This window comes from Microbacterium sp. NPDC091676 (assembly GCF_044756645.1).
In the GTDB taxonomy this organism is placed as follows: domain Bacteria; phylum Actinomycetota; class Actinomycetes; order Actinomycetales; family Microbacteriaceae; genus Microbacterium; species Microbacterium paraoxydans_D.
Map to the genome: position 1 here is coordinate 376,814 of NZ_JBIVTI010000001.1, position 23,886 is coordinate 400,699.

Genomic DNA, 23,886 nt, shown 5'->3' on the forward strand with positions numbered 1-23,886 from the left:
GCGTATGACCTCTCCTCGCATCGGCGTGATCTGGAACCCGACGAAGTCCGACCGGGATGTCCTCGAGGAGGCCGTCACCCTCGCGTTCGGCGAGGAAGCCGATGTGCGCTGGGGGGAGACCACCCCGGACGACCCCGGTCGGGGAGTCGCCGCGAAGGTCGTCGAGGAAGGCTGCGCCCTCGTCATCGCAGTCGGCGGCGACGGTACGATCCGCGCCGTCGCCGAAGCTCTGGTCGGCACGGATGTCGCCCTCGGGATCGTGCCGCAGGGCACCGGCAACCTCCTGGCGCGCAACCTGGGCGTGCCGCTGGAGGGCGTGCTGCCGGCGCTCGAGCACATCCGCGATTCGGAGCCCCACCGCATCGACCTCGGCTGGGTGGAGTTCGACGGCGAGGAGCACGCCTTCTCCGTCATGGTCGGCTTCGGGGTCGATGCGCAGATGCTCGTGGAGACCAACGACGACCTCAAGGATCGCGCCGGCTGGCTCGCGTACGTGGAGGCGATGGGGCGGGCACTCGCCGGTACCGAGATGACGGACATCACGCTGCAGCTCGACGACCACGAGCCGGAGAAGGTGCGCGGGCACACGCTGCTCGTCGGCAACTGCGGGATGCTCCAGGGTGGCATCCGGCTGCTTCCGGACGCCGTCCTCGACGACGGCCTCCTCGACATGCTGCTCATCAGCTCCGACGGCGCGCTGCAGTGGCTCGACACCGTCCGCTCGGTCGTCTGGGACAACGGGATCCGTCGCATGATCGGGAACGTCGATCAGGCGGTCAGCACGGACTCCACGACCCACGTCTCGGCGGAGCGGATCCGGGTACAGCTCGCCGCGCCGCAGATGTTCGAGATCGATGGCGAGGAGATCGGCGAGATCGACGCCTTCACCGTCCGTGTGCAGCCTGGCGCCGTCCTCGTCCGCTGATCAGGCGACGGTCACCGCGGGCGGCGTCTTCTTCCTGTCCTGATTGGGGAAGACGACCTTCTGCACGATGATGATGATGCTCGCGGCCACCGGGATGGCGACGAGCGCACCCAGGATCCCGCCGAGCGCACCACCGGCCACTGCGGCGATGACGACCAGCGCGCCAGGGACATCGACGGCCTTGTTCATGATCCGCGGAGAGAGCACGTACGCCTCGATCTGCATGTAGATCAGGTAGTAGATGATCGCGATCAGCGCGGTCGTCGGCGAGACGAACAGGCAGATGAGCGAGATGATGATCGACGCCGAGAGGGTTCCGACGAGCGGGATCATCGAGCCGATGAAGGCGATCAGTGCGAGCAGCGCCGGCACCGGCGCTCCGATGATGGTCAGGAAGATGAGGCTCAGGATGCCGTTGATGAGCGCGAGACTCGCCTGACCGATGACGTAGCGCCCGACGGCGCTCGAGACGTCCTCCAGGAGCTCGCTGAACGTCTCGCGCTGGTAGGCCGGGACGAACCGGGCAGCCACCCGCTTCATGCTGCGCAGCGACGCCATGAAGTAGAGCGTGAGGATGACCACGATCGTGATGCCCGTCAGGCCACCGGCGATCCCGGCACCGACGGCGAAGACGCCGCCGCCGATGTCGAGGAAGTTGTCCGGGTTCTGCACGAAGCCGAGCACGCCGTCGACCGCGTCCTTGATCGTGCCGCCGAACTGTCCGCTCACGTCCTGGAACCAGGCGCTGTTCGTGAAGTCCTCGATCATCTTCGGACCGTCTTTGATGAGGTTCCCGATCTGCTCCACGAGGGTGGGGACGATCGCGAGGATGATCCCGGCGAAGGCGAGGAGGACCCCGATCACGACCACGGCGACCGCGGCCGGACGGGGGAGCTTGCGCTCGATGAAGCGCACGATCGGGTCAAGCCCGAGCGCCAGGAAGAGCGCGACGCCGATGTAGACCAGCACGGTGGCGAGCTGGCCGACGATGCCGCCGATCATGAGCGCGACGAGCACCCCGAGGGCACCGAGGAGACCGAACATGAAGGGGTTCGCCCTGGCACCGGCGACCACGCTCGACGGCGACCGTCGCTGCGCGGCCACACTCGGTGCCTGGTCCGGCGGTGCGATCAACTTCCTGCGACGCATGGTCCCCTCCCTCTGTCGATACTCGACACTCGATCATCCTCCACCCGGTCCCGCGCGCTGCTCAGCGACACCCGCGGGCGGTGCGGGTGCTCGAGGGACGCGGGTCAGTGGCTGCTGTTTCCCTTGCCGCTGTTGCCGTTCCCGTTGCTGTTGCCCTTGCCGTTGTTGCCGTCGCGGCCGGGGCTCTTCCCCCGGTTCTCCTGCGCCTGAGGTGCGGCGTTCTCGGGCAGGCTCGCATCCGGCACCGACTCGGTGACCGATGACGCCGGTGCCACCGGGGTCGCGGCCACCGGTTCCACGGCGATGGTCTCCGCCGGCACCGGGTCGGCGACAGCGTCGGCGGGCGCCGGTTCGACGGGCACGAGGTCCTCGACGATCCTCGACGCGCCGTCGGAGACGGCACCCGAGCTGGCGAGGGCCTGCTCGCCGTGACCGAGCAGTGCGGCGGAGGCCGTGGTCACCGCGCCGAGCACGACCACGGCGGCGATGAGCAGAGACTCGCGACGACGACGCGTGCGCCGCGACGGGGACGCAGCGGGGTGCGCCGAGGCGGCGCGACGACGGGCGCGAGCCTCGGCGCGGGTCCGGGGGAGGGCCACTGCGGTCGGCGTAGGAAGTGGCACGATGACATCCGTGGTCACTTCTTCGGCCGAAGGCAGGTCGATCAACCGGCGCAGTTCGCTCTCGACCTCCAGCGCGTGCGGCCGTGCCTCGGGGTCGATCGCCGTCATCGCGCTGAGCAGTGCGGTCCACTCCGTTCCCAGCGCCGACGGGATCTCCGGCGCGGTGTGGAGACGGGCGAGGGCGGATTCGACGCTGAGGGTGGGGGCGAAGCCGGGCTTGCCGGTGAGCGCCTCCAACAGCACGAGCCCGAGCGCGTAGATGTCGACCGCGGGACGGACGTCGCCGTTTCGCAGCTGCTCCGGCGCCATGTAGGTCAGCGTCCCGAGGACGATCCCGGGAGTGGTGACACGGGACATGTCGATGGCGCAGGCGATCCCGAAGTCGGCGAGCTTCGCGCTCCACCGGCCGTTCGTGTCGAGGGGTGGGGTGAGCAGGACATTCGAGGGCTTGATGTCGCGGTGCACGATGCCGGCGCTGTGCACGGCGTGGAGGGCGGAGGCGATGTCCGCACCGATCGTGGCGAGCTCGCGCGGAGTGACCGTCGCGCGGGCCATGCGCTTGCTCAGAGTCGGTCCGGGCACGTACTCCATCACGAGGTACTTCGGTCGTCCGGGCTCGAGGTGCGCGTCGAGGAGTGTGACCAGGCCCGGGTGGTTGAGACCCGCGAGGAGCGCCTTCTCCGAATGCACCCGCTCCACGGACACGACGGCATCGTCGGATTCGCGGAACATCTTCACCGCGACGGTGCGTTCGAGGGCGATGTCCTCCGCGCGATACACGGTCGCCATCCCGCCCATGCCGACAGCCTCCGCCAGGCGGTAGCGGCCGTCCAGAAGCGCGGCGGTGGGCGGGGCTTCCTGGGTGATCACGGCGTCCTCCACTGGCGGGACCGGGTATCCCGACGATGTATTCACCGTATCCGCGCAGAAAAAACGCTGCGTTGGGGTTGACGTGGAGGCCGACACCTGCAACGGCGGATTCACGGGGAGCTGAGAGACTGGACGGATGGCAGGGATTCACCACGTGGAGGTCTGGGTCGCCGATCTCGTGTCGTCGCGAGCTGAGTGGGGGTGGCTGCTCGGTGCGGTGGGTTTAGTCCGCGCCGGCGCATGGCCCGAGGGCGAGTCCTGGGAGGCGGGCGGCGCGTATGTCACCCTCACGACATCCCCGAACCTCAGCGGCAGCGCACACGATCGTCGCGCTCCGGGTGTGAACCATCTCGCCTTCGCTGCGGGCCCGAAGGACCGTGTGGACGCGATCATGGCGGCGGCGCCCGAACACGGCTGGCGGCCGTTGTACGCGGAGCGCTACCCGCACGCCGGCGGGCCGGATCACTACGCCGGATGGCTGGAGAACTCCGCGGGGTTCAAGGCCGAGATCGTCGCCGACGAGCCCTGACGGGGGTCATGTCCGGAGGCTCGTTACCGCCAGAGGCGGGCGGCGGTGCTGGCGGTCTCCATGGAGATGGCGTTGGCGGTGATGAGTCGTCGGTTGGCTTCGGCGAGGGCGGCCTTCATGCGGCGGATGGCGGTGTCCCAGTCATGGTGGGCGCGGTCGTATGCCGCCTGCGCCGCACCGTTCCATGAGGATCGAAGTCGAGCGGCCTCCGCGTCGAGGGTGTCGAGCTGCTCCTGGAACTGCCGGACGGTGAGGGCGAGACGCGCGACGGTGTCGGCGATGGCGTCGTGACGGACGGCGATTCTCATCGTTCCTCCGACAGCTCCTGGCTGAGGTCGAGCTCGCGGAGGACGTACGGCTGAGCGACGGCGTCGGTGAGGTAGTACGTGTAGAAGATGACCGCGGCTTCGTCGGCGGTGAACACCTCGTTCGAGAACACGCGCACCGCACGGGTCTGACTGATCGGGATCAGCGTCGTCGTCTCGTCGACGGGCTCGGCACGCCCGACCGTATACAAGTGGCTCTCACCGTCAGGTCCAGGCAGTTTCACCTCCACCGTCATTGCGTCGGCAGAGCCTGCCGCCTGCATGAAGGTATCCCTGGCAGGCTCGCGGAAGCCCACGGTGCTGGAGGGATCGGATCCGGGCCAGATTATGTAGGTGAGCTTTCGCTCGCCGTCCAGGTGGCCCAGCATGAGCCTCAGATGCGCGGGAATGGGGCGGAAGCCGTCCGTGATCCAGCCGCGCTGCCCGCTGGGTGTTTCTTCGCCATGCGTAAATGGCGCTCTCATGGGACATCCCTGCTCTCTACTCGCGTGATGATGATGTCATCACCGTCTAGTTTGCCGCGCGCGGGCGTACCTGCGTTTACGGCATCGTCGAACTGGCGCTGGGTGCTCGATGCCCTGCCATACTCATCGATAGCCGAGCCGGACTTGACCTCGATCCCGGTATAGGTGTTCGTCCCGTCATTGTTCTTGACCAACCCGTCGTACGAGCGGCTCGCTTGCGGGGCGCCCTCATAGGTGACGTGAACTTTCCTTCGAATCACGTCGACCCCTGCCTCAGAGGCATACTCGTCGAGTCCGACTTTCTCCTTGTCGACCCAGGGCCTGATCTCCTGGCCATTCGCATAGCGCCCACCGGTGTCGCGCCCATCCCCGCGATCGACACCCTTGCGGGAGTCGGCGGCTCGGTCGGTTTCGCGGAACCACCGCCCGGTCGCATCGCCGATGAGTCCTGCACCGACGCCGGCGACGCCGACGCCTGCGGCGGCGATGGCAGGCGCACCGGCGAGTGCGCCGGCTCCGGTGATGGTCAGTCCTCCACCACCGACAGCGAGTGCGGCGCCTCCGATGAAGGTTGCAGCCCCGCCGAGGAGTTCGAGGATGATGTCCGGGTGCTCCCACAGCGTCTGCGCGGAGACGGCGAGCATGTCCATCGTCGCCTGGAACGGCTGCACGACAGCGAGCGTGAACACCACCTCGGTGACGGCATGCTGGGCTGCGGTCGCGGCCTCAGCCTCGGTGAGCGGCATGCGCGCGGCCTCTGCAGCCTGGTCCAACCGGACTGCGCAGTCTCGGGCGAACACCTCCAGCGTCGCCCGGGCATTGAACAGCACCTCTCTGGCCTGCTCACGCGCCGGACCGGACGGGTCGACGAATGGCACCTCCACCGCCGGGTGCCGAAGGCCCTGCCCGACCCGAAGCTCGCGGACGTAAGCGCGGTGCGCGGCTAACGCCGTGGCGGCCTGCTGCTCGGCCTCGTCCCACAGGATGATGGCGCGCGCGGCCTCCTCCTGTGCCCACTCCAGCGCATCCGCCCAGGTGAACAGGGCGTGAGCGCCCTCGCGGAGCCCGTCTCCGGCGTTCGACCAGTGCAACAGCTGACGATCGAAGCGCGTCAGGTACGCGTCGTAGGCCTCGCCTGTCCAGGTGCCGTCGTCGTCGAGCGTCGCGAGTTGGTCGCGCACCCGTGCCGCAGCCACGCCGTGTGCCTTCCATGCCTCGGCCGTCGCCCTGACCTCGCCGGGGGAGCCAGGAATGAGGGCGGTGGCGGAGCGGGTCTGCCCGAGCTCCATCACTCTTCCCAGATCATCGCGTCGACCTCGGCCTTCGCGGCATCCGTCCCCTCGTCGAAGACCCGGGCCGTCGTCGCCAAACGCTCGGTGAAGTCGTCGGAGTCCGTCACCCGGGACGCGAGGCCCGCAGACCAGGCTTCGGCGAACCGCTCAGAGGCTGCGACCACCCACTCGTGGCCGGCACTCGTCGGCGGGGCGAGGTCGGTCGATCCGACGTCTGCGACGATGCGTCGCGTCTTCGCCGCCATCGCCCGCAACACGTCCGTGTCGACTTCATAGTCCTGCGACATGCTGCCCTCTTCCTGCGAGCCCCCCGGCTGCGGGATCGAGCATAGGCGACTACTAAGTCAAAGGACAGTGAAAAGTCTGTATCTGTGTATGAAGTACCCCCAAATGAGTACGTAGGGGTCTGGGTGCCGTATTCGCACGGGCCACCAGACGGCGAAAGAGCCCGCCCCCGGATGGGGACGGGCTCTCTCGCGATCCGCGGTCGGCTCAGACTCCGAAGTACAGCTCGTACTCGAACGGGTGCGGGCGCTGAGCGATCGGCAGGATCTCGTTCTCGTACTTGTAGGAGATCCAGGTCTCGATGAGCTCCTCGGTGAACACGCCGCCCTCCAGGAGGAACTGGTGGTCGGCGCGGAGCGCCTCGAGCGAGTCCAGCAGGGAGTTCGGCACCTGCGGGATGTTCTTGGCCTCCTCGGGCGGGAGCTCGTAGAGGTCCTTGTCGACGGGCTCGTGCGGCTCGATGCGGTTCTTGATGCCGTCGAGGCCCGCCATGAGCTGCGCGGCGAAGGCGAGGTACGGGTTGCCCGAGGCGTCGGGGGCGCGGAACTCGATGCGCTTGGCCTTCGGGTTCGAGCCCGTGATCGGGATGCGGATCGCGGCGGAGCGGTTACCGGCCGAGTAGACCAGGTTGACCGGAGCCTCGAAGCCCTTGACCAGACGGTGGTAGCTGTTCAGCGTCGGGTTGGTGAAGGCGAGCAGTGCCGGCGCGTGCGCCAGGATGCCGCCGATGTACCACCGCGCGATGTCGCTGAGCTGACCGTAGCCGGCCTCGTCGTAGAACAGCGGCTTGCCGTCGTTCCACAGCGACTGGTGGGTGTGCATACCCGAGCCGTTGTCGCCGTACAGCGGCTTCGGCATGAAGGTGGCGACCTTGCCCCACTCCTCGGCGGTGTTCTTGACGATGTACTTGAACTTCAGGATGTCGTCGGCCGCGTGCACCATGGTGTCGAAGCGGTAGTTGATCTCCTGCTGGCCGGCCGTGCCCACCTCGTGGTGGGAGCGCTCGAGGATGAAGCCCGCATCGATGAGCTTGAGGGTGATGTCGTCGCGCAGGTCGGCCGTCTTGTCGACCGGGCTGACGGGGAAGTAGCCGCCCTTGTAGGGGGTCTTGTTGGCGAGGTTCCCGCCCTCCTCCTCGCGGCCGGTGTTCCACGCAGCCTCCTCGGAGTCGACCTTGTAGAAGCTCTCGCCGGCGGTCACGGAGTAGCGCACGTCGTCGAAGATGTAGAACTCGGCCTCGGGAGCGAAGAACGCGGTGTCGGCGATGCCGGTGGAGGTGAGGTACTTCTCCGCCTTCTTCGCGACCTGACGCGGGTCCTTCGAGTAGATCTCGCCGGTGCGCGGGTTGTAGATGTCGAAGATCATCACGAGGGTGCTCGCCTCGCGGAAGGGGTCGATGTACGCCGTCGTCACATCCGGGATGAGCTGCATGTCCGACTCGTGGATGCTGGCGAAGCCGCGGATGGAGGAGCCGTCGAACAGCTGTCCGTCCGTGAAGAAGGCCTCGTCGACCGTCGCCGCAGGGATGTTGAAGTGCTGCTGCACACCAGGGAGGTCGGTGAAACGGATGTCAAGGAATTTGACGTCGTTCTCCTTGATGTAGGCCAGTACCTCGGACGAATCTTTGAACATGTACGACTCCTGTGATGCGGATCGATGGCTTCGGGGCCACTTTGCACAGTACGGACGGGGGATTTCTCCACGGTATCCGCTTTGTTTCGTCCGTGTTACAGCGTGAGCAGGATCGGAGAGCATCCACAGCCTCGGTAGGCTGGAGGGGTGACGGATGCTGTGAACACGTACCCCGGTGAGCGACTCGGACTCCCGGAGTCCGGACCGGGGAGCATCGGCCGCCCCGGACGCCGGATCGGCGCCCTCGCGATCGACTGGACGGCAGCCGTCATCCTCTCCGTCGCGTTCTTCCAGTACGACCCGTTCGCCACGCTGCTCATCTTCGGCGTCGTGCAGATCCTCTTCATCCCGACCGCGGGCGGCAGCCCCGGGCACCGTATCCTCGGCATGCGCGTCGTCCGTCTCGACGGCGGATGGGTCGGCCTGTGGCGCCCGATCGTGCGCACGCTGCTGCTCCTGATCGTGATCCCGGCCGTGGTGTGGGATCCGGATCAGCGTGGCCTGCACGACAAGGCTGTGGGAACGGTCCTCATCCGCGCCTGACGCTCAGGCGCGGCCGCGGTTGCGCCGACGCGCCTCACGGGGTGCACGGCCGCCGAGGAAGGAGCGCGCCGGATCGACGACGTAGCCGCGACGCAGCGCTTCGCGGCCGATCAGCATGCGGAAACCCATCTCGTCCCGGTTGCTCAGGGTCACCTCGGCCATCACCTCGCGGTCGACGAGCCGGATCATCAGCTGCACGACGAGACGCTCCTGCGCGTGCCCGGACGAGCTCCGGACGGCTCGGCGGTCGTGGATGGGGGACTCCACGACGACGGCGTCCTCCTGGCTGTCCTGCCAGGGCTTCACGCGGAAACGCACCCAGGCCTCGCCGTCGCGTGCGAACTCCCGGATGTCGAACGCGTGCAGGGACGAGGTGCGGGCGCCGGTGTCGATCTTGGCTTTGATCCAGTCGACGCCGAGATCGGGCAGGCTCACCCACTCGCGCCACCCCGTAAGGGTGTTTGAATGGGTAGACCTACTCACCTGATACATCCTGGCAGGAAATCCCCCGTGAAGATCGCAGTGCTGTCCCGTGCGCCGCAGGCGTACTCCACCCAACGCCTCCGCGCGGCCGCACTGCAGCGGGGCCACAACGTGAAGGTGCTCAACACGCTGCGCTTCGCGATCGACCTGACCTCCGATGAGCCCGACCTGCACTACCGGGGCCGGCAGCTCAGCGACTACGACGCGATCCTGCCCCGCATCGGCAACTCGATCACGTACTTCGGCACCGCCGTGGTGCGGCAGTTCGAGCAGATGGACGTCTACACCCCCAACACGGCGAACGGCATCTCCAGCGCGCGCGACAAGCTGCGGGCGAACCAGATCCTCTCCCGGCACAACATCGCGATGCCTCCGACGGCCTTCGTGCGCAACCGCGCCGACGTGCGACCGGCGATCGAGCGCGTCGGCGGTGCTCCCGTGGTGATCAAGCTGCTCGAGGGCACCCAGGGCATCGGCGTCATCCTCGCGCCTCAGGTGAAGGTGGCCGAGGCCATCATCGAGACGCTCCACTCCACCAAGCAGAACGTGCTCATCCAGAAGTTCATCGCCGAGAGCCGGGGGCGCGACATCCGCGCGCTCGTCGTCGGCGATCGCGTCGTCGCCGCGATGCGCCGATCGGCGGCCGGGGACGAGTTCCGTTCCAACGTGCACCGTGGCGGCTCGGTCGAGGCGATCGAGCTCGACCCGGTCTACGAGCGGGCCGCGGTGCGCTCAGCGCAGATCATGGGACTCCGCGTCGCCGGTGTGGACATGCTGGAGGGGGACGAGGGACCCCTGGTGATGGAGGTCAACTCCTCCCCGGGCCTGCAGGGCATCGAGACCGCGACCAAGCTCGACGTCGCGGGCGCGATCATCGACTACATCGCCGGTCAGGTCGCCTTCCCGGAGATCGACGTGCGGCAGCGCCTCACGGTCTCCACGGGATACGGCGTCGCCGAGCTCATGGTCCACGGCGCGGCCGACCTCGTCGGCAAGACGCTGGGGGAGGCGGGCCTGTGGGAGCGCGACATCACCGTCCTCACGCTGCACCGCGGGGTGAGCGTGATCCCGAACCCGCGGAAGCACGTGGTCCTCGAACCCGACGACCGCCTGCTCTGCTTCGGCAAGCTCGATGAGATGCGCTCCATGATCCCCGAGCGTCGTCGCCGCCGGGCGAAGGTGCGCCGCCTCCCCAAGCAGCCGCTCTCGGAATGAGAGAAGCGCGGCCGCCCTCGGTGAGGACGGCCGCGCTTCGCGGTCGGGGGGAGCGGCTCAGCGCGGACGCTGCGCCCGCACCTTCGTCGGATCGATCCCCTTCGGGATGGGAAGCGACGACAGCGACTGCGAGACCGAGTCGATGCGGCGGATGACCGCCGCCATCGTGGCCTTGTCGATGGCCTTCGGGAGCTTCTTGATCGTCTTCGCGAGATCTGCGATCGGCACCTCGTCTTCGCCGTGCCCGACGTAAAGCACCGTGATGGGCACGCCGTGGGCGACGCGCTGCGCACGGCTGCGCTCCTCGTTCACCAGTCGCGTGAGGCGTCCGCGCGCGCCCTCGCCGACGACGACGATGCCGCCGCGGCCGACCGTCCGGTACACGGCCTCCTGCGTCTTCGGGTTGATGCCCACCGGGGTCTCGGAGGCCTGCCACCGTCGTCCGAGGCTGGTGCTGAGCACGTGCCCCGTCGCACCGGGCATGCCGTCGATCTTCGTGTACATGGCCGAGGTCGAGAGCCGGGTCATGAGGAAGAGGGCGCCGAGCACACCGAGCATGAGACCGGTGATCGCCCAGAGGACGAGCGTCCACACCTGGAACGGTGGGATCAGGTAGCCGGCAAGGAGACCGAGCAGCACGCCGCCGATGAGGATCGCGGCCTGCGCCCAGGGGAGCCAGGGGTAGGCCTCGCGCGTGAACCGGAAGAGGGACTTGATCTGGGAGAAGAACCCAGGACGCTTCTCGGGTTCAGGAGCACGCTTTGCCATGGAGACCAGCCTACCGAGTCCGAGGGCCTTGCGATGCCGTCGTTCGCGTGCAGCGGAGAGGAGGACCCGTCATCTCTCCTGCACAGCGCGCCGGATCGCCGGATCCCGTCCCGGAGGTGCGGAACGCGATGGCGGGAGGGCGGAGTTCGACTGGGATGGAGCGCATGACAGACGAGCGTGAGAATCCGCCTTCCGAGCAGGCCGTGCTGCCGCAGGCTCATCGCACGATCCGACTCCTCGGCCCCGCGGAAGGACCGCTCGGAGGCGCACTCGTCACCTCGCCGGATGGCCCCGTCGTGCGCCTCGATGCCGAGGGGCTCAGAGGCTGGGCAGGGTGGCGGTACGCGGGGGCGCAGCACGTCGCCGCTCCGGTCGATGTCGTCCGCCGGCCGCGCGGACACGATGTGCTGTTGCCGTGGTGCACGGAGACCCTGGAGAGCTTCCTGGACCGGGCTGCGCGAACGCGTGGCGGGCTGTCGTCGGGCGAGGTCAGCACGGTGGTCGCCAGCATGCTGCGCGGGCTGTCGGAGTTGGGACCGACGCCGGCCGCGGAGATACGGGGGGTGTGGTGGCTCACCGAGAGCGGCCGTCCCGTCTTCGTCCTCGGATCAGGCCAGGAAGCGGCGCCTGCCGTCGTGGCGATCGTCGAGCGCCTGGCTGCGGAGTGCGCCGACAAGGCGCTGGTGAGGATTCTCGTCAGGGTCCTGGAGCGCCTCCGCACGGCCGTCGCGCAGCGTCGGGTGCCGCGACGGCTGCTCGAAGACGGAGAGCGAGAGCTGCTGGAGATCGCGGCGCCGCGCCCGTTGGAGAAGACGACAGACGATCACGAGACGGCGAGTGCGGCCGTCGGCGTGGGCGCGGCGCTGCGACGCGACCGGAGCGAACCTCCCGCCCGCACTCGATCGAGGGAGCGCAGAGCAGCGCGTGACCGTCCGCGCGCCGAGGAGCGGGGAGCGGTCGCCGTCCGCCTCCGTGCCCTCCGAGACCACCTCGCCGACCGGGTACGCACCCTCCGAGGCTCGCGGGGGGCCGCGACCCGCGAGCAGAAGGACCATCGGGGCACACCGCCGCGACGGACGCGGGTCTTCGTCGTCGCCGGAGCCTGCGCGGCCGCCGTGTTCCTCGCGGGTTCGCTCTGGCCCAGCGGAGGAGGCGGTTCCGCGGCGGGGACCCCTGATCGCCGCTCGACGGCCACTGCACGCCCGTCCACGCCGGATCCCGCGGACGAGACCTCGCCGGAGCCCATGGGTTCGTCGGCGCCCTCGGCCAGCGCGGGGGCCGTCCCCCCGCGGATGGATGACCCGTTGGCCGCTCTGCCCGGGGTGATGAGGCAGATCGCGGAGTGCGAGGCCCACGAGGATCCGGTGTGCTCCTCGGCGATGGCGGCCGGGTCGTCGGGGATCACGGCCGTCGTCGCGGAACTGGAGGGCGCGGAGGGCGCTCTGGTGGACCGCTATGGAGACATCGCCGTCGTGGAGCTGTCGTCATCGCCCACGGGCCCGGAATCGGCCGCGGCGTCGACGATGGTCGTGCTGGTGTGGGCAGACGAAAAATGGCTGGTCCGCGACGCGTATCGCGTCGCGGACCAGCCGAAGTGAGGCGAAGCCGCCGGATCAGGCTCCGAGCTGACCGCTGAACTGCGCGGCTTCGAGGCGGGCCTTCACCGCACCGAGGAAGCGTGCCGCGTCGGCACCGTCGATGATGCGGTGGTCGTACGACAGAGCCAGATACACGTAGGAGCGCACCGCGATCGCGTCCGTGCCGCCGACCTTGACCAGACCCGGGCGCTTGACGACCGTGCCGGTGCCGAGGATCGCCGACTGCGGAAGGAACACCACGGGGGTGTCGAACAGCGCGCCGCGCGACCCGGTGTTGGTCAGCGTGAACGTGCCGCCGGCGAGCTCGTCCGGCTTCAGCTTGTTGTCGCGCGTGCGCGCCGCGAGATCGGCGATCTCATGGGCGATCTGGGCGATGTTCTTCGACGCGGCATCGCGGAGGACCGGCGTGAGCAGACCGCGCTCGGTGTCGACCGCGATCGAGACGTTCTCGGAGGCCGGGTAGACGATCTGCTCGCCGTCGACCGTCGCGTTGATGATCGGGAAGGCCTGGAGGGCCTCCGCCGCGGCGAGTGCGAAGAACGGCAGGAAGGAGAGCTTGTCGCCCGTCTTCTCGAGGAACGACGCCTTCACGCTGTCGCGGTACTCGGAGAGAGCGGTGACGTCGACCTCGACCACGGTGGTGAGCTGGGCCGTCTGCTGCATCGACTCGACCGCGCGCTTGGCGAGGACCTTGCGCAGTCGCGACATCGGCTGGGTGGTTCCGCGCAGCGGCGACACCTCGAGCGGAGCCGGAGCGGGGGCCGCGGCCGCAGCGGGTGCTGCGGTGGCGGACTCGGCCGCCTTGAGGACGTCCTCCTTGCGGATGCGGCCTCCCACGCCCGTGCCCTTGACGGTGGCGAGGTCGACACCCTGCTGCGAAGCCAGACGACGCACGAGCGGCGTCACGTACAGGTTGTCGTTCTCGGTCGGCAGCGACAGCTTGGGAGCCTCGGCCTGCGCGGGCGCTGCCGGAGCGGCGGGAGCCGCCGGAGCGGCGGGCGCAGCCGGAGCCTCGGCCTGCGGAGCCGGAGCGGAAGGAGCCTCGGCCTGCGGAGCGGGAGCGGCGGGAGCCTCGGCCTGCGGAGCCGGAGCGGAAGGAGCCTCGGCCTGCGGGGCGGCGGGAGCCTCGGGCTGAGCGGCGGGCGCAGCACCGGAACCGACGCGCGCCAGCACGGCGCCGACCTCGACGGTCTCGTCCTCGCCGGCGACGATCTCCTGCAGCACGCCGGCGACCGGCGACGGGATCTCGGTGTCGACCTTGTCGGTGGAGATCTCGAGGAGCGCCTCGTCGACCTCGACCGAGTCGCCGACCTGCTTGAGCCAGCGGGTGACCGTGCCCTCGGTGACGCTCTCGCCGAGCTCGGGGAGCACGATGTCGGTGGCGTCGCCGGCCGGTGCCGCAGGGGCGGCCTCGGCGGGAGCGGACTCGGCGGGAGCCTGCGGCTCCGCTGCGGGAGCCGCGGCGGGCTCCGGAGCGGCGGGGGCGGCGGCTTCGGCCGGAGCGGCCTCGGCGGCAGCAGGGGCATCGCCGGCAGGGGCCGCGCCGCTGCCGTCACCGATGCGGGCCAGCAGAGCACCGACCTCGACGGTCTCGTCCTCGGCGACGAGGATCTCCTCGATGACGCCGGTGACGGGGGAGGGGATCTCGGTGTCGACCTTGTCGGTCGAGATCTCGAGCAGGCCCTCGTCCGCCTGGACGGTGTCTCCCACCTGCTTGAGCCAGCGGGTGACCGTACCCTCTGTGACGCTCTCACCGAGAGCGGGGAGGACCACGGATGTGCTCATGACTGAGTCTCCTTCAGAAGTTGTATGACGCTTGTCTAGCTTAGTGACTCGGACACCGGTTGGTGCTCAGAGGGCGTGCAGGGGCTTTCCGGCCAGCGCGAGGAAGGCTTCGCCGAGGGCCTCGCTCTGGGTCGGGTGGGCGTGGATGAGCGGCGCGATGTCCTCCGGGTGGGCTTCCCACGCGACCGCGAGCTGCCCCTCGGTGATGAGCTCGCCGACGCGGTCGCCGAGGAGATGTACACCGAGGACCGGACCGTCCTTGAGTCGGACGACCTTGACGAGGCCGCCCGTGCCGATGATCTCGCTCTTCCCGTTCCCCGCGAGGTTGTACTCGTAGGAGTAGACGGCATCGGCACCGTGCGCGGCGACAGCCGCCTCTTCCGTGAGACCGACCGAGGCGACCTCGGGGCTGGAGTAGGTGACCTTCGGGATCTGCACGTCGGGCACGTTCACGGGGGAGAGGCCCGCGATGCGCTCGGCGACCGCGATCCCCTGCTGGAACCCGCGGTGGGCGAGCTGCAGGCCGGGGACGATGTCGCCGACCGCCCACACGCCGGGGACGTCGGTCCGGAGGTCGCCGTCGACCGTCACGAACCCCCGGTCCAGGCGCACGCCGGCCTCCTCGAAGCCCAGGTCGGCGGTGGCGGGGCCGCGGCCGACGGCGACGAGGAGGTAGTCGGCGGTGAGATCCTTGCCGTCCTCCAGGGTGACGGTCACGGACGAGTCGTCCTGCGTGGCGGTCTGGAAGCGCACGCCGAGCGAGTACTGGATGCCACGCCGGCGGAACGCGCGTTCGAGGCCCTTGCTCATCGCGATGTCCTCGTTCGGGACGAGGTGGGGCAGCGCCTCCACGATGGTGACCTCGGCGCCGAAGGAGCGCCATACGCTCGCGAACTCGACGCCGATCACGCCGCCGCCCAGGATGAGCACGCGCTCGGGGATGACGTCCAGGGCGAGTGCCTGCTCGCTGGTCAGGATGCGTCCGCCGATCTCCAGCCCGGGAAGGGAGCGGCTGTACGATCCCGTGGCGAGGATCACGTCGGTGCCGACGTAGACGTCGTCGCCCACGCTGATGCTCCGGTCCGTGTTGAGGCGGCCGAGCCCGGGGACCGTCGTGATCCCGCGCGCCTTCACGAGCCCCTCGAGGCCCTTGTACTTCTTGGCGACGATGCCCTCGCGGTACGTGCGCACACCCGCGGGGTCGATCCCGCCGAACGAGGCCGTGACTCCCACGGAGGAGGCGTCGCGCACGTGGTCCGCCACCTCGGCGGCGTGCAGCAGCGCCTTCGTCGGGATGCACCCGCGGTGGAGGCACGTGCCTCCCACCTTGTCCTTCTCGATCAGTGCGACGGACTTGCCGAGCTCGCTGGCTCGCAGTGCCGCGGCGTACCCGCCGCTGCCGCCGCCCAGGACGACGATGTCGAAGGTGTGGGTTGTCATGGGTGTCATGCCTCCGGGTGGGATGCTGCTTCGGCGAAGGCGATGATCGATCGGACCATCGCCCCCGTGGGGCCCTTCTCGGTGAAGCCGTAGGGGGCGCCGGCGTGTTCACCGGAGCCCGCGATGTCGAGGTGCACCCAGGGGATGCGCGGCGCGTCGTCCGCGTCCGAGGTGCGGCCGACGAAGCGCCGCAGGAAGAGGCCGGCGAACGAGGCGCCGCCCATCCGATCTCCCATGTTGGCGTTGATCATGTCGGCGATCGGGGAGTCCAGCGTCTCCTCCATGTAGGCGGGCAGGGGCATGTGCCACGCCGGCTCCCCCGTGCGCGCGGCGGCGGCGAGGAACTCCGCGACCGTCTCGTCGTCGCCGAAGACGCCGGTGTGGCGGTGGCCGAGCGCGGCGACGATCGCGCCGGTGAGGGTGGCGACGTCGATGATGACGTCGGGATTCTCCCGGCTCGCCGCGACGAGCCCGTCGGCGAGGACGAGACGCCCCTCGGCGTCGGTGTTCAGCACCTCGACGGTGGTGCCGTCGAGGATGCGGATGACGTCGCCGGGGCGCAGGGCACGGCCGGAGGGCATGTTGTCGGTGATGCAGAGCCACGCCGTCACATGCACGGGGAGGCGGAGGGCCGCGATGGCGCGGAGAGCGGCGAGGGAGGTCGCGGCGCCCGCCATGTCGAACTTCATGCCGACCATCGACGCGGCCGGCTTCAGGGAGAGCCCACCGGTGTCGAACGTGATCCCCTTGCCGACGAGGGCGATGTGGCGCTGCGCGTCCGCCGGTGCGTAGTCGAGGCGGACGAGGCGCGGCGGCCGGTCGGATCCCTGGCCGACGCCGAGGATGCCGCCGAAGCCCTGCGCGGCGAGGTCGTCCTCGTCGAGGATCTCCACGGTGACGTCGAGGTCCGCGACGCTGTCCGCGGCGCTCTGCGCCAGCTGCGCAGGACTCTGCCACTCGGCGGGCACGTTCACGAGGTCCTTGATGAGGGCGACGGCCTCACCCGTGGCCTGGGCGCGCGCGACGGTCGCGTCGTCGAGCGGGGCGTGGACGACCACCGCCGTCGCCCGCTTCTTCCGGCCGTTCTCGGCGCGGTAGTCGTCGAAGCGGTAGCCGCCGAGGACGGCGCCCTCCGCGGCCGCGGCGGCGTGCTCCTCGAGACCGGCGGCGAGGCCCAGCGCGACGGTGTCGAAGCCGGTCAGCGCGCGCAGGGCGGAGCCCGCGGCGCTGCGCACGGACGCGTCGTCGACGGTGGAACCGACGCCGACGACGGCGAACGGGAGGGTCGTCAGCTCCGGTGCGTACACCCGCGCGAAGGCACCGGCGGCGCCGGTGAAGCCGATGCCCGCCAGGACGTCGGCGAGGCCGGGGTGAGCCGCCAGCGACTCGGCCGACTCGGAGAGATCGGGGACGACGAGCACTGCGGCATCGGCAGCGCTTCCGGGGAACTGATCGGTGGTGTGCGAGAGCACGGGAAGCGTCATGCTCTCCATCCTAGGATCTCCGCACCGAGGTCGTCGGTCCGGCGGCCGGGGTGTGTTCGCTCTCAGCGAGACACGTCAGAGCCCGGCTCCGGGTGCGGCTCGTAGCATGGAGACATGCCCTTCTCCGGAGAGATCCACGAACGCGTCGCGAACGCCCCCGCGGTGCCCCACGGCCTGCCTCTCGTGATGCTGCTCACCGGTTTCACCGACGCAGGCAGTGCGGTGTCCGGGCTCATCGATCACCTGCGGGAGACGACGTCGCCGCAGCCGCTCGCGATCTTCGACAACGATGTGCTCCTCGACTACCGCGCGCGCCGCCCGGTCATCTCGTTCGACCAGGACCACCTCGCCGAGTTCCGCCCGCCCCGCCTCGAGCTCTCCCTCGCCACGGATGCGTTGGGACGCCCGTTCCTGCTGCTCACGGGGTATGAGCCCGACTTCGCGTGGAACGCCTTCGCGGAGACCGTTCTGGATCTCGCTGCGGAGTTCGAGGCCTCGGGACTGCACTGGGTGCACTCGATCGCGATGCCCGTGCCGCACACGCGACCCATCGGGACGACGGTGAGCGGGAACCGGCGCGACCTCGTGGTGTCGCACTCCGTGTGGCGTCCGCGCACGCAGGTCCCGGCGACCGCGGGTCACCTGCTCGAGTACCGGTTCGCGGAGCGCGGGGAGCGTGTCGTCGGCTTCGTCCTCCTCGTGCCGCACTACCTCGCCGAGACCGAGAACCCGGAAGCGGTCAGCGCCGCGGCGGAGAAGCTCATGGCGTCGACCGGTCTCGTGCTCATGCTGGATGCGGTGCAGGAGCGGCGTGCGGACTACATCGCGCGCGTGGACGAGCAGGTCGCCGCGAACGAGGAACTCCAGCAGATGGTGCACAACCTCGAGCGGCGCTACGACGCCTACATGGCCGGACGTGACCCCGAGGACGACTCGTACGACGAGGGCGGATTCAGCGAACGCGACCTGCCCAGCGCCGATGAACTCGCGGCCGAACTCGAGCGCTATCTCGCCTCGCGTCCGTCCGGCGACGAGGACAAGCCGGGGCGCGGCTGAATCCGTCCGCACGGATCGGGCGCGAATGCGTCCTCATCGCCATACGTGTGCGATACTAGGAGTCCGACCCGTTGTCAATCAGTGTTTTCGAGCACTGGACTTGACAAGGGTCTTACTAGTGTCCGAAATGTCCCGGGGTCTCCCAGCGGCCCCGTGAAAGGCGAAACGTGACTCCTGCCACGACGAAGAACACGCGGACGAAGAAGGCCGATCAGATCACCGCGGATCCCGAGGTCGAGGACGTCGAAGCGACCAAAGCGGCTCCCGCGCCCAAGCGCGCCGCGGCCAAGCGCGCCCCCGCGAAGAAGAAGAAGTCGGACGACGTCGTCGAAGAAGACGATGCCGCTGCGGCCGAGGGCTCCGAAGACGCCGCGGGCGACGAGGACGAGGACGACGCGAAGCCGACCTTCACCGAGCCGCTGCCGACCGGTGCGATCGTCATCTCCTCCAAGGACGACGAAGAGGTCCCGGTCTACTCGACCCAGATCACCGGCGCGACCGCCGACCCGGTCAAGGACTACCTGAAGCAGATCGGAAAGGTCGCGCTGCTGAACGCGGCCGAAGAGGTCGAGCTCGCGATGCGCATCGAAGCGGGTCTGTTCGCGGAGGAGAAGCTCTCCGCGATGTCTCCCGCCGAGAAGACGAGCCAGCTCGGACTCGACCTGCAGTGGGTCGCCCGCGACGGTCAGCGCGCGAAGAGCCACCTCCTCGGCGCGAACCTCCGCCTCGTCGTCTCCCTCGCCAAGCGCTACACGGGTCGCGGCATGCAGTTCCTGGATCTGATCCAGGAGGGCAACCTCGGCCTCATCCGCGCGGTCGAGAAGTTCGACTACACCAAGGGCTTCAAGTTCTCGACCTACGCCACCTGGTGGATCCGTCAGGCCATCACCCGCGCCATGGCCGACCAGGCCCGCACGATCCGCATCCCGGTGCACATGGTCGAGGTCATCAACAAGCTCGCCCGCGTGCAGCGGCAGATGCTGCAGGACCTCGGTCGCGAACCCACTCCGGAAGAGCTGAGCCGCGAGCTCGACATGACGCCGGAGAAGGTCGTGGAGGTGCAGAAGTACGGCCGCGAGCCGATCTCGCTGCACACCCCGCTCGGCGAGGACGGCGACAGCGAGTTCGGTGACCTCATCGAGGACACCGAGGCCGTGGTCCCGGCCGACGCCGTGGGCTTCACGATGCTGCAGCGTCAGCTCGAGCAGCTCCTCGACTCGCTCTCCGAGCGCGAGGCCGGCGTGATCCGGATGCGCTTCGGCCTGGGCGACGGTCAGCCGAAGACGCTCGACCAGATCGGTGACACGTTCGGCGTGACGCGTGAGCGCATCCGCCAGATCGAGTCGAAGACGATGGCCAAGCTGCGCCACCCGAGCCGGTCGCAGTCGCTGCGGGACTACCTCGAGTGATGCAGGCGAACGAGGGCAAGGCGCTCGAGACGAGCGTCGACGGAAAGAGCTACGCGCGGATCCCGCTGCGCACCCGTGTCGTGATGCCGGACGACGATCTCGACGCCATCATCACGGAGTACGCGAAGGCCGCCGTCCAGCCGGGCGACCTGCTCTTCGTGACCGAGAAGATCGTCGCGATCACGCAGGGCCGGTCCTACCGCCTCGACGAGATCAAGCCGCGCAAGCTCGCGCTGTTCCTGTCGAAGTACGTCACCCGCACGCCGTACGGCATCGGTCTCGGCATGCCGGAGACGATGGAGATGGCATTGCGCGAGTGCGGCACGCCGCGCATCCTCTTCGCGGCGGCCGTCTCGGCGGTCACCAAGGCGTTCGGGCGCAAGGGCGACTTCTACCGCATCGCGGGGGACAAGGCCCGCGCGATCGACGGACCGACGAAGCACACCATCCCGCCGTACAACGAGGCTGTGGTGCTCGGGCCGAAGGACCCGGACCGGGTTGCGGCGCACCTGAAGACGCTGATCGGCGGCCAGGCCGAGGTGGCCGTGGTCGACATCAACGATCTCGGCGGCAACATCCTCGGCTCCACCCTGGACAAGGCGGGGGAGCTGCGGCTGGTGAAGATCCTCGGGGACAACCCGCTCGGCCAGGGCCTCGAGTCCACCCCGCTCGGCATCGTCCGCGCGGTCTGAGCAGGGCGAACCACCCCTTTACGAACGAACCGGCCCCTTGCGTGCACACGCAAGGGGCCGGTTCGTTCGAAGGGTGCGCCTGCTGAGGGTCAGAAGCCGATGACCTCGCGATACCGCGGCTTGTGTCCGGTCCGGATACCGGTGACGCTGGGCTTGTTCTCGTAGACGCCCGCACCCCAGTTGCCCTCGACGAGGACGGGGCCGTCCGGGGTCACCACGACATCCCACCCGACGTACTGCACCTGCGGGACGACCCGGGCGACCTGATCGATGAACGCGCGCACCTCGTCCATGTAGGGCAGCTGGAAGTCGGCGATGCGGAACCCGGAGTCCGGGTGCGTCTCGTGGACGTGGCCGTGCGAGTCGTAGCCGGCCCCGACCGCGTGCCCGTTCTCGTCGAGCATCGTGTAGAAGCCGCCGAAGGTCATCTGGTCGCTCACCGCGCCGCGGCCGAACTTCTGCGCCATCGCCAGGATGTGCGCCTTCTCGCCGTCGAAGAACGCGGTGATGCGCGTGGTGTTCACAGTCCCGGGGCACACGGCCGCCAGGTCGTCGTGCTGACGGATGACCTCTTCGATCAGCAGCTCGCCGCGATCGAGGAGGCCGCGGTGGAACTCGGTCCAGTCCGTGATGTCGGCCGCGTGATACCGGTGCACGCCGGTTCCGGCCTGGCCGACCGGCTCCTTCGTGACGATCGTGCCGAGGCGCTCCGTCAGGGCACGGACCTCGTCGGCGTTCCCCTCCTCGACCACCATCCACTCCCGGTGGAGGTGCGCGGAGAACTTGCGGTTGAACTCGATCTTGTCCTGGAAGATCCAGCGGAAGTCGGGGTGGTCGTACTTCTGCGAGAGCTGGTTGGACACCGGGTGCGTCATGTACGTCTCGCGCTCAGCGCGGTTCAGCATCGCGAAGTCGTAGTCGATGTAGTCCTGAAAGCCGACGTTGTGACGGGCCGCCGACCACAGCATGTCCGCGACGATCGTGGGCACGGGCCGGTGGTGCTGGGCCGAGGCCTCCCTGGCCCGTTCGAACACCGAACCGACGTCGATGCGGCGGGCACGGCCGAGGAGGTAGCGGATGCGGGGCGCGAGAGAAAGACGAGACATGGAGCTCCGGGTCTAGGGATCGACGTCCCAGTCTACGCGGGGAGCCCCCAGGGTCCTGGGAGCGCGGAAGCTAGGCTGGACCACGTGTGTGACACGAGTTCGAGTGCGCTTCCGCAGGCGATGATCTCGCGTTCGGCCCTCGCTGCCGGCGCGTCCGCGGCGATCCGGGCGGGGGGGCGCAGAGCCGACCTCCGGCGCGATGCGTGGGGACATGGACTGCTCGCCGTCGCTCAGGCGGTGACCGCCGCGGGGGCGGAGGAGGTGCTCGTGGACTCTCCCGGAGAGGTCGAGGCGCTCCGGCTCGAAGGCATCACCGCCACCACCACCGGAACGCCGGACCTCGATCCCGGTCTCCTCTACGGGCTGCCGTCCGCACAGGGACTCCCGGCGACGCCTCCGGTCATGCGCCTGGTCGGCCGGGTCATGTCCACCAAGCGTCTCCGGGCAGGGGAGGCCGTCTCCTACGGCTACACCTTCCGTGCGGCGGAGGACACCGTCGTCGCGCTCGTGACGGGCGGCTACGCCCAGGGCGTCGTCCGAAGCCTCGGCAATCAGGTCGACGTGGAGATCGACGGTGCGCTTCGTCCCATCGTCGGACGTGTCGCGATGGACGTCTGCGTCATCGATCTCCAGGGCACCGCGGCGGACGTGGGCGACGCGGTGACCTTCTTCGGCGGTTCTGGGCCCGGGTCCGGCGCCATCGCACGTTGGGCGACGCTCACCGGGATGACTCCGGCAGAGCTCGTCGCCGTCCCCGGGGCGCACGCCGTGCGCGGATGGGAGGCATGATGGGTGGCCCGATGCGCCCCGAACTGCGTCTGGACAGCGCCGTGTTCCGCACGAACATCCAGGCGGTCCGCGACCGCCTGGGCGACTCCGCGCTGATGCTGGTCCTCAAGGACGACGCCTACGGCCACGGGCTCCGCTGGGCGGTCGAGACGGCTCTCGAGGCCGGAGTGACATCTTTCGGCAGCTACGACGTGCGCGGGGGCGTCGAGGTCCGGCGTATCGCGGGCGGCGAGGTGACGGTGTTCGCCTGGGCGACCTCGACCGATGAGGAGATCGACGAGGCGCTCCTGCAGGACATCGAGCTCGGCGTCGGCACGGTCGAATACCTCCGACGGATCATCGCCCGGGCGGAGGTCCTCGGTGCGCGCGCCCGGGTGCACCTCAAGATCGACACCGGGCTGCACCGCAACGGCGTGCGGCCGGAGGATTGGGAAGGCGCGGTCGCCGAAGCTCGGGAGGCGGAACGGTCCGGTGCCCTCGCCCTCGTCGGGGTCTGGAGCCATATCGCCGAGGCGAGCGACGCCGAGGACGACGCGGCACAGGCCGTGTTCCTCGACGCCGTCCGACTGGTCGGCCTCTCCGGGCCGCGACCGGCGTCCCTGCACCTCACGGCCTCGGCGGCGTCCTGGTGGCGACCCGAGCTGCGCGGCACCGTATCGCGCGTCGGCGCGTTCTGCTACGGCATCCGCTCGGCGGACGGCCCGGATCTCGACGGCGTGCGCCCTGCGGCCCGTCTCGTCGCCCCGGTCGTGCGGGTGGAGGGCGAGAGGGCGATCGTCGCCGTCGGGAGTCTGGACGGTGTCCCCTCCACGCTGACCGGGATGACGGTGGGCACCCCCGCCGGCTCGCGTGCGGTCTCGACCATCGATGTCGCCACCATGACCGTCGAGGGTTGGCCCGGGATGGCGGTCGGCGACGAGGTGACGATCTTCGGCCCCGGCGCCCAGGGGGAGGAGACAGCAACGACCCTCGCCGAGCGGATCGATACAGTGGGCGAGGAGATCCTCACCCGCCTCGGTCCGCGGATTCGGCGGAGGGTCGTGGACTGAACCGGCGCGGCCGGGTCAGACGCTGATCAGACCGTCTCGATGAGACGAGCGGTCTCGTCGTGCCAGCTCGTGGCCACGCTGCGCAGCTTCTCTTCGTACTTGCGGCCGTGGTGGGCGCAGAAGAGCAGCTCGGAACCGTTGACCTCGGCGGCGATGTAGGCCTGCGCTCCACACGAGTCGCAGCGGTCCATCGCGGTCAGGCGGTACTCGACAGCGGAGGTCTCACGTTCGGTCGTTGCATTCATCTCGGGGCCTCCTCGGGTGTCGGCGTCCTTGTTGGTCGTGCTCAATACAACCACGCTGCACCTGGGGGCATGCCCGGTCGACGGCGTGTTTCGCTCAGCGCGTACGCGCGCACCCGCGAAGGCGGCCCT

General features: G+C 69.3%; 24 protein-coding genes. 10 read left to right on the forward strand and 14 right to left on the reverse strand.

The features are described 5' to 3' along the window. Window positions 1-4: 4 nt before the first annotated feature. A complete protein-coding gene (locus tag ACIQID_RS01970) occupies window positions 5-925 on the forward strand; it encodes a diacylglycerol kinase family protein (RefSeq protein WP_312672363.1) in 921 nt (306 codons plus the stop codon). Here the strand turns inward: ACIQID_RS01970 and ACIQID_RS01975 are convergent, their stop codons facing one another. Together ACIQID_RS01975 and ACIQID_RS01980 are read right to left on the reverse strand one after the other, a co-directional pair. Then, complete coding sequence (locus tag ACIQID_RS01975) at window positions 926-2,074, reverse strand: AI-2E family transporter (RefSeq protein ID WP_312672364.1); 1,149 nt, start codon at window positions 2,072-2,074, stop codon at window positions 926-928. 104 nt (window positions 2,075-2,178) lie between these two features. Beyond that, on the reverse strand, window positions 2,179-3,567 hold the full coding sequence (locus ACIQID_RS01980) for a serine/threonine-protein kinase (RefSeq protein WP_312672365.1): 1,389 nt from the start codon (window positions 3,565-3,567) through the stop codon (window positions 2,179-2,181). A 136-nt stretch (window positions 3,568-3,703) separates the two neighbouring features. Here ACIQID_RS01980 and ACIQID_RS01985 point away from each other — a divergent pair, with 136 nt between their 5' ends. Next, complete coding sequence (locus tag ACIQID_RS01985) at window positions 3,704-4,096, forward strand: VOC family protein (protein ID WP_400281534.1); 393 nt, start codon at window positions 3,704-3,706, stop codon at window positions 4,094-4,096. A 23-nt stretch (window positions 4,097-4,119) separates the two neighbouring features. Here ACIQID_RS01985 and ACIQID_RS01990 read toward each other — a convergent pair whose 3' ends face one another. The 5 genes from ACIQID_RS01990 to glnA all read right to left on the reverse strand — a co-directional run bounded on the left by ACIQID_RS01990 (window position 4,120) and on the right by glnA (window position 8,095). Further along, on the reverse strand, window positions 4,120-4,404 hold the full coding sequence (locus tag ACIQID_RS01990; RefSeq protein ID WP_312672369.1) for a WXG100 family type VII secretion target: 285 nt from the start codon (window positions 4,402-4,404) through the stop codon (window positions 4,120-4,122). Continuing rightward, window positions 4,401-4,790 (reverse strand): hypothetical protein, encoded by a 390-nt coding sequence (locus ACIQID_RS01995; protein ID WP_312672371.1) that lies wholly within the window; start codon window positions 4,788-4,790, stop codon window positions 4,401-4,403. Before ACIQID_RS01995 ends, ACIQID_RS01990 begins: the two co-directional genes overlap by 4 nt. Window positions 4,791-4,882: 92 nt before the next feature. Further along, entirely contained in the window at window positions 4,883-6,175 is a 1,293-nt protein-coding gene (locus ACIQID_RS02000) for a putative T7SS-secreted protein (protein ID WP_400281538.1), read from the reverse strand. Next, window positions 6,175-6,465 (reverse strand): hypothetical protein, encoded by a 291-nt coding sequence (locus tag ACIQID_RS02005; RefSeq protein WP_062634394.1) that lies wholly within the window; start codon window positions 6,463-6,465, stop codon window positions 6,175-6,177. The genes ACIQID_RS02000 and ACIQID_RS02005 overlap by 1 nt, the downstream gene beginning before the upstream one ends. A gap of 205 nt (window positions 6,466-6,670) precedes the next feature. After that, window positions 6,671-8,095 (reverse strand): type I glutamate--ammonia ligase, encoded by a 1,425-nt coding sequence (glnA, locus tag ACIQID_RS02010; RefSeq protein WP_025103592.1) that lies wholly within the window; start codon window positions 8,093-8,095, stop codon window positions 6,671-6,673. A 147-nt stretch (window positions 8,096-8,242) separates the two neighbouring features. Here glnA and ACIQID_RS02015 point away from each other — a divergent pair, with 147 nt between their 5' ends. Next, window positions 8,243-8,638 carry an RDD family protein gene (locus ACIQID_RS02015; protein ID WP_025103591.1) on the forward strand — a complete coding sequence of 132 codons (396 nt, stop codon included), beginning with the start codon at window positions 8,243-8,245 and terminating at the stop codon, window positions 8,636-8,638. Between the two features lie 3 nt (window positions 8,639-8,641). Here the strand turns inward: ACIQID_RS02015 and ACIQID_RS02020 are convergent, their stop codons facing one another. Next, window positions 8,642-9,130 (reverse strand): ATP-dependent zinc protease, encoded by a 489-nt coding sequence (locus ACIQID_RS02020; RefSeq protein WP_331202921.1) that lies wholly within the window; start codon window positions 9,128-9,130, stop codon window positions 8,642-8,644. A gap of 18 nt (window positions 9,131-9,148) precedes the next feature. Here ACIQID_RS02020 and ACIQID_RS02025 point away from each other — a divergent pair, with 18 nt between their 5' ends. After that, window positions 9,149-10,336 carry a RimK family alpha-L-glutamate ligase gene (locus ACIQID_RS02025; RefSeq protein WP_400281544.1) on the forward strand — a complete coding sequence of 396 codons (1,188 nt, stop codon included), beginning with the start codon at window positions 9,149-9,151 and terminating at the stop codon, window positions 10,334-10,336. A gap of 57 nt (window positions 10,337-10,393) precedes the next feature. On the opposite strand, the gene ACIQID_RS02030 is transcribed toward ACIQID_RS02025, so the two are convergent. Beyond that, a complete protein-coding gene (locus ACIQID_RS02030) occupies window positions 10,394-11,104 on the reverse strand; it encodes a DUF4191 family protein (protein WP_071328700.1) in 711 nt (236 codons plus the stop codon). A 164-nt stretch (window positions 11,105-11,268) separates the two neighbouring features. Between ACIQID_RS02030 and ACIQID_RS02035 the strand changes: the two genes are divergently transcribed. Next, complete coding sequence (locus tag ACIQID_RS02035; RefSeq protein WP_400281547.1) at window positions 11,269-12,702, forward strand: hypothetical protein; 1,434 nt, start codon at window positions 11,269-11,271, stop codon at window positions 12,700-12,702. 15 nt (window positions 12,703-12,717) lie between these two features. Here ACIQID_RS02035 and sucB read toward each other — a convergent pair whose 3' ends face one another. From sucB to ACIQID_RS02050, 3 genes are all read right to left on the reverse strand, one after another. Beyond that, window positions 12,718-14,487, reverse strand: a complete 1,770-nt coding sequence (sucB, locus tag ACIQID_RS02040) for a 2-oxoglutarate dehydrogenase, E2 component, dihydrolipoamide succinyltransferase (protein WP_400281550.1) — start codon at window positions 14,485-14,487, stop codon at window positions 12,718-12,720. A gap of 66 nt (window positions 14,488-14,553) precedes the next feature. Beyond that, complete coding sequence (gene lpdA / locus ACIQID_RS02045; protein WP_400281553.1) at window positions 14,554-15,927, reverse strand: dihydrolipoyl dehydrogenase; 1,374 nt, start codon at window positions 15,925-15,927, stop codon at window positions 14,554-14,556. 5 nt (window positions 15,928-15,932) lie between these two features. Then, window positions 15,933-17,411 carry a leucyl aminopeptidase gene (locus ACIQID_RS02050; RefSeq protein ID WP_400281556.1) on the reverse strand — a complete coding sequence of 493 codons (1,479 nt, stop codon included), beginning with the start codon at window positions 17,409-17,411 and terminating at the stop codon, window positions 15,933-15,935. Window positions 17,412-17,525: 114 nt separating this feature from the next. Between ACIQID_RS02050 and ACIQID_RS02055 the strand changes: the two genes are divergently transcribed. The 3 genes from ACIQID_RS02055 (at window position 17,526) to ACIQID_RS02065 (ending at window position 20,568) form a co-directional block, all read left to right on the forward strand. Beyond that, window positions 17,526-18,467, forward strand: coding sequence for a proteasome assembly chaperone family protein (locus tag ACIQID_RS02055; protein WP_400281559.1), 942 nt, complete (start codon window positions 17,526-17,528; stop codon window positions 18,465-18,467). Between the two features lie 167 nt (window positions 18,468-18,634). Further along, window positions 18,635-19,876, forward strand: a complete 1,242-nt coding sequence (locus ACIQID_RS02060; protein WP_400281562.1) for an RNA polymerase sigma factor — start codon at window positions 18,635-18,637, stop codon at window positions 19,874-19,876. Further along, window positions 19,876-20,568: a coenzyme F420-0:L-glutamate ligase gene (locus ACIQID_RS02065; protein ID WP_071328695.1), complete on the forward strand. Its 693-nt coding sequence runs from the start codon at window positions 19,876-19,878 to the stop codon at window positions 20,566-20,568. The genes ACIQID_RS02060 and ACIQID_RS02065 overlap by 1 nt, the downstream gene beginning before the upstream one ends. An 89-nt stretch (window positions 20,569-20,657) precedes the next feature. Here the strand turns inward: ACIQID_RS02065 and ACIQID_RS02070 are convergent, their stop codons facing one another. Further along, complete coding sequence (locus tag ACIQID_RS02070) at window positions 20,658-21,674, reverse strand: sugar-transfer associated ATP-grasp domain-containing protein (RefSeq protein WP_071328694.1); 1,017 nt, start codon at window positions 21,672-21,674, stop codon at window positions 20,658-20,660. Window positions 21,675-21,758: 84 nt separating this feature from the next. Between ACIQID_RS02070 and ACIQID_RS02075 the strand changes: the two genes are divergently transcribed. Both ACIQID_RS02075 and ACIQID_RS02080 read left to right on the forward strand, forming a co-directional pair. Beyond that, window positions 21,759-22,463, forward strand: coding sequence for an alanine racemase (locus ACIQID_RS02075; RefSeq protein ID WP_400281567.1), 705 nt, complete (start codon window positions 21,759-21,761; stop codon window positions 22,461-22,463). 11 nt (window positions 22,464-22,474) lie between these two features. Next, the gene (locus ACIQID_RS02080; RefSeq protein WP_312672387.1) at window positions 22,475-23,512 is read left to right on the forward strand and encodes an alanine racemase; all 1,038 of its coding nucleotides are present in this window, start codon (window positions 22,475-22,477) and stop codon (window positions 23,510-23,512) included. A gap of 26 nt (window positions 23,513-23,538) precedes the next feature. Here the strand turns inward: ACIQID_RS02080 and ACIQID_RS02085 are convergent, their stop codons facing one another. Then, window positions 23,539-23,757 (reverse strand): hypothetical protein, encoded by a 219-nt coding sequence (locus ACIQID_RS02085; protein WP_025103577.1) that lies wholly within the window; start codon window positions 23,755-23,757, stop codon window positions 23,539-23,541. Window positions 23,758-23,886 lie beyond the last annotated feature (129 nt).

Coding starts and splice junctions, on each gene's coding strand:
- ACIQID_RS01970 (WP_312672363.1), top strand. CDS start 5: ATGACCTCTCCTCGCATCGGCGTGATCTGGAACCCGACGAAGTCCGAC.
- ACIQID_RS01975 (WP_312672364.1), bottom strand. CDS start 2,074: ATGCGTCGCAGGAAGTTGATCGCACCGCCGGACCAGGCACCGAGTGTG.
- ACIQID_RS01985 (WP_400281534.1), top strand. CDS start 3,704: ATGGCAGGGATTCACCACGTGGAGGTCTGGGTCGCCGATCTCGTGTCG.
- ACIQID_RS01990 (WP_312672369.1), bottom strand. CDS start 4,404: ATGAGAATCGCCGTCCGTCACGACGCCATCGCCGACACCGTCGCGCGT.
- ACIQID_RS01995 (WP_312672371.1), bottom strand. CDS start 4,790: ATGCTGGGCCACCTGGACGGCGAGCGAAAGCTCACCTACATAATCTGG.
- ACIQID_RS02000 (WP_400281538.1), bottom strand. CDS start 6,175: ATGGAGCTCGGGCAGACCCGCTCCGCCACCGCCCTCATTCCTGGCTCC.
- ACIQID_RS02005 (WP_062634394.1), bottom strand. CDS start 6,465: ATGTCGCAGGACTATGAAGTCGACACGGACGTGTTGCGGGCGATGGCG.
- glnA (WP_025103592.1), bottom strand. CDS start 8,095: ATGTTCAAAGATTCGTCCGAGGTACTGGCCTACATCAAGGAGAACGAC.
- ACIQID_RS02020 (WP_331202921.1), bottom strand. CDS start 9,130: ATGTATCAGGTGAGTAGGTCTACCCATTCAAACACCCTTACGGGGTGG.
- ACIQID_RS02030 (WP_071328700.1), bottom strand. CDS start 11,104: ATGGCAAAGCGTGCTCCTGAACCCGAGAAGCGTCCTGGGTTCTTCTCC.
- ACIQID_RS02035 (WP_400281547.1), top strand. CDS start 11,269: ATGACAGACGAGCGTGAGAATCCGCCTTCCGAGCAGGCCGTGCTGCCG.
- sucB (WP_400281550.1), bottom strand. CDS start 14,487: ATGAGCACATCCGTGGTCCTCCCCGCTCTCGGTGAGAGCGTCACAGAG.
- lpdA (WP_400281553.1), bottom strand. CDS start 15,927: ATGACAACCCACACCTTCGACATCGTCGTCCTGGGCGGCGGCAGCGGC.
- ACIQID_RS02050 (WP_400281556.1), bottom strand. CDS start 17,411: ATGACGCTTCCCGTGCTCTCGCACACCACCGATCAGTTCCCCGGAAGC.
- ACIQID_RS02055 (WP_400281559.1), top strand. CDS start 17,526: ATGCCCTTCTCCGGAGAGATCCACGAACGCGTCGCGAACGCCCCCGCG.
- ACIQID_RS02065 (WP_071328695.1), top strand. CDS start 19,876: ATGCAGGCGAACGAGGGCAAGGCGCTCGAGACGAGCGTCGACGGAAAG.
- ACIQID_RS02070 (WP_071328694.1), bottom strand. CDS start 21,674: ATGTCTCGTCTTTCTCTCGCGCCCCGCATCCGCTACCTCCTCGGCCGT.
- ACIQID_RS02080 (WP_312672387.1), top strand. CDS start 22,475: ATGCGCCCCGAACTGCGTCTGGACAGCGCCGTGTTCCGCACGAACATC.
- ACIQID_RS02085 (WP_025103577.1), bottom strand. CDS start 23,757: ATGAATGCAACGACCGAACGTGAGACCTCCGCTGTCGAGTACCGCCTG.